Annotated in this window: 4 protein-coding genes and 1 pseudogene; 2 read left to right on the top strand and 3 right to left on the bottom strand. The window is 57.6% G+C overall.

Features of this window, described 5'->3' with window-relative positions; genetic code table 11:
• The coding region (gene gpmI, locus B2W52_RS10870) for a 2,3-bisphosphoglycerate-independent phosphoglycerate mutase (protein ID WP_286802997.1) at nucleotides 1-1,170 on the bottom strand (1,170 nt) is incomplete at its 3' end.
• 147 nt (nucleotides 1,171-1,317) lie between these two features.
• Here gpmI and B2W52_RS10865 point away from each other — a divergent pair.
• Both B2W52_RS10865 and secB read left to right on the top strand, forming a co-directional pair.
• Nucleotides 1,318-1,734, top strand: a complete 417-nt coding sequence (locus B2W52_RS10865) for a rhodanese-like domain-containing protein (protein ID WP_008169323.1) — start codon at nucleotides 1,318-1,320, stop codon at nucleotides 1,732-1,734.
• Nucleotides 1,735-1,878: 144 nt separating this feature from the next.
• Nucleotides 1,879-2,382, top strand: a complete 504-nt coding sequence (secB, locus tag B2W52_RS10860) for a protein-export chaperone SecB (RefSeq protein ID WP_008169324.1) — start codon at nucleotides 1,879-1,881, stop codon at nucleotides 2,380-2,382.
• Between the two features lie 49 nt (nucleotides 2,383-2,431).
• Here the strand turns inward: secB and trmL are convergent, their stop codons facing one another.
• Together trmL and B2W52_RS10850 are read right to left on the bottom strand one after the other, a co-directional pair.
• Complete coding sequence (gene trmL, locus B2W52_RS10855; RefSeq protein WP_008169325.1) at nucleotides 2,432-2,896, bottom strand: tRNA (uridine(34)/cytosine(34)/5-carboxymethylaminomethyluridine(34)-2'-O)-methyltransferase TrmL; 465 nt, start codon at nucleotides 2,894-2,896, stop codon at nucleotides 2,432-2,434.
• 5 nt (nucleotides 2,897-2,901) lie between these two features.
• A pseudogene (locus B2W52_RS10850) lies at nucleotides 2,902-3,054 on the bottom strand (acetyl-CoA C-acetyltransferase); the annotation flags it as partial.

Genomic DNA, 3,054 nt, shown 5'->3' with positions numbered 1-3,054 from the left:
GCTCTTGATCGCTTCCACCAGCTTGTCGGTTACCTCTGGTGCGCTCATTTCGGGCTGCAGATCGTAGGTCGCCACCTTGGGGGAGGGCACAAGAATGCGCTCTTCACCGTCGAACGGTGTTTCCAGGCCGCCATTGAAAAAGAAGGTTACGTGGGCGTATTTCTCTGTTTCGGCGATGCGCAACTGGGTCTTGCCCTGCTTCGCCATGTATTCGCCAAGGCCATTGGTAAGCTGTTCGGGCGGGTAGGCGCAGGAAGTTTTGATGTCCGCCGCATACTCGGTCAGCATCACGAAGTCGGCCAGTTCGGGGTGCTTCTTGCGCTCGAATCCGTCGAAGTCCTTCTCCACAAAGGTGCGGGTCATTTCCCGGGCACGGTCGGCACGGAAATTCATGAACAGCACCGTGTCACCATCGTTGATCGTTCCCTCGGGCTCGCCCGGAGCGTGGATCCGGGTTGGCGTTACAAACTCGTCGTTTTCCCCGCGCTCATAAGCCTGTTCCAGCCCGGATACCGGATCGGCCGCAGTGAACTCCGCGGTGCCCTGGGTCATCAGGTTGTAGGCCGCTTCCACGCGGTCCCAGCGGTTGTCGCGATCCATGGCATAGTAGCGGCCCACGATCGAGGCAACGCGGCCGACGCCGAGGCTCTTCAATTTGGCCGCGGCCTTCTCCAGGGATGGTTTTGCGCTGCGGGGCGGCATGTCACGGCCATCGAGGAAGGCGTGGATGTAAACTTCCTTCGCGCCACGTGCGGCGGCAAGTTCGGCAGCGGCAATAATGTGGTCTTCGTGGCTGTGTACACCACCGGGCGACATCAGACCCATGAGATGAACGGCTCGGCCGCTTTGGACAGCCTTGTCGATCGCTGAGCAGAGCACTTCGTTCTGCTGGAAAGTGCCTTCTTCCAGATCTTTGTCGATACGAGTAAGGCTTTGATAGACCACGCGCCCTGCGCCCAGGTTCATGTGGCCAACTTCCGAGTTACCCATTTGCCCTTGCGGCAGCCCAACAAACATACCCGATGTATTGATCAGGGTTTTGGGCTGGTTTTGCCAGAGTTTGTCCCAGAACGGGGTGCTGGCATTGCTGATGGCATTGTCTTCAGCCGGGTCGCGATGGCCCCAGCCGTCCAGGATAATCAGTGCAGTCGGCTTGCGCATTGCAGTCATCATTAAGTCCGGAAGTAAAATGTTAGTAAATTTACTAAAACGAAAACGAAGTTTATCTATTTTCGCATTTACTGGCCACTTTCGTCACCTTCTGTCCGGGGAGCAGGCTGTGTATAATCCCGCCAAACTCATTATCAGGGTAAATTCATGGACCGGTTGTTTGAATTTGTCGTTAACCACTACATTCTTGTGTCGCTGTTCGTGGCATTCCTGGTTGCCATTCTCATTCTGGAGTCCCGTCGTGGCGGTGCCAAGATCTCGGCCCAGGGTGCGGTCAATCTGATCAACAAGGATGAAGCCGTTGTAGTCGACATCCGGGACCGCAAGGAGTTTGGTGAGGGCCGCATTACCGGCTCGATCAACATTCCCCTGAACAGCCTGAAGAGCCGGGTTGGTGAGCTGAGCAAGTTCAAGGACAAACAGATCATCGTTGCCGACAAGATGGGCCAGCATTCTGCCATGGCGGTTAAACAGCTGAACGCGGAAGGCTTCAGCAATGTGGTTCGCCTGAACGGCGGCGTTGCCGACTGGAAAGCCAGCAATCTTCCGCTGGTGAAGAAATAGAGCGGCCCTTGATCTGAAGATCATTCTGCCGCACTGTTTCACATAAGCCGGCCCGGCGCCAACGTAAAATGTCCCGGCAGCACACTTCATAACATCCCATAACAGCGGGCCCCGAGCCCATGATCGAGAACGAAAGGATTGAAAATGGCTGAGAATCAGCAAGCCGCAGCAGGCAGTGACAACCAGAACCAACCCCAGTTTGCCCTTCAGCGCATCTATGTGAAGGACCTGTCTTTTGAGTCACCCAACTCTCCGCTGGTATTTCAGGAGCAGTGGAAGCCGCAGGTGAATCTGGATCTGAATACGTCTCACAACAAGGTCAGCGACAACCAGTACGAGGTTGTGCTTTCCCTGACCGTCACCGCGAAAGTGGGTGAGAAGGTAGCTTACATCGTCGAGATCCAGCAGGGCGGCGTGTTCCTGGTGCAGGGCATCGAAGGCCAGCAGCTGGGCCAGATGCTGGGCGCCTACTGCCCGACCATCCTGTTCCCGTATGCGCGCGAAGCGATCGACGGTATTGTGAGCAAGGGCAGCTTCCCGGCCCTGATGCTGGCGCCGGTGAACTTCGACGCCATCTATGCCCAGGCGCTCAAGCGCAAGCAGGAAGAAGCTGCTGGCGAGGCAAGCGAAGAGCAGCAGACTCACTGATCCGAACCACTGTGATCAGATATAAAAAAACCGGCTCAGGCCGGTTTTTTTATGTCGCTCCGTTAAACCCCAGCTGCCGCCAGGCCTCGTAAACCGCCAGGGCTGCGGTATTGGAGAGATTCAGGCTGCGGCTATGCGGTTGCATGGGAACCCGCAGGCGATGCTCAGGCAGCAACCCCTCGCGGACATCAGCGGGAAGGCCGCGGGTTTCCGGGCCGAACATCAGGTAGTCGCCATCCTGGTAGCTCACTTCGTGGTAATGGGCGCTGCCTTTGGTGGTGAACCCGAACAGGCGTCCGGGTTGCTCGCTGGCCAGGAAGTCCTGGTAACTCTTGTGGATCCTGACCGTTGCGTACTCGCTGTAATCCAGCCCGGCCCGCCGCATCTGTTTGTCTTCCAGGTTAAAACCCAGCGGTTCAATCAGATGCAGCTGGCAACCGGTGTTGGCGCAGAGCCGGATGATGTTGCCGGTGTTCGGCGGTATCTCCGGCTCGTACAGCACAACGTGGAGCATGAAGCTTAGCGCTCGACGGCCAGGGCAACGCCCATGCCGCCACCGATGCACAGTGTGGCCAGGCCCTTGTGAACATCGCGGCGAACCATTTCATGCAGCAGGGAGACCAGAATGCGGCAGCCGGATGCGCCGATGGGGTGGCCCAGGGCAATGGCGCC

The sequence above is a fragment of the Marinobacter sp. UBA2498 genome (assembly GCF_002341575.1).
Taxonomy (GTDB): Bacteria; Pseudomonadota; Gammaproteobacteria; order Pseudomonadales; family Oleiphilaceae; genus Marinobacter; species Marinobacter manganoxydans.
This window is presented reverse-complemented; position numbering and strand designations above follow the sequence as displayed.

Bases quoted from the DNA above. Each gene is read 5' to 3' on its own strand.
- trmL (WP_008169325.1), bottom strand. From the start codon at position 2,896: ATGCTCCACGTTGTGCTGTACGAGCCGGAGATACCGCCGAACACCGGC.
- B2W52_RS10865 (WP_008169323.1), top strand. From the start codon at position 1,318: ATGGACCGGTTGTTTGAATTTGTCGTTAACCACTACATTCTTGTGTCG.
- secB (WP_008169324.1), top strand. From the start codon at position 1,879: ATGGCTGAGAATCAGCAAGCCGCAGCAGGCAGTGACAACCAGAACCAA.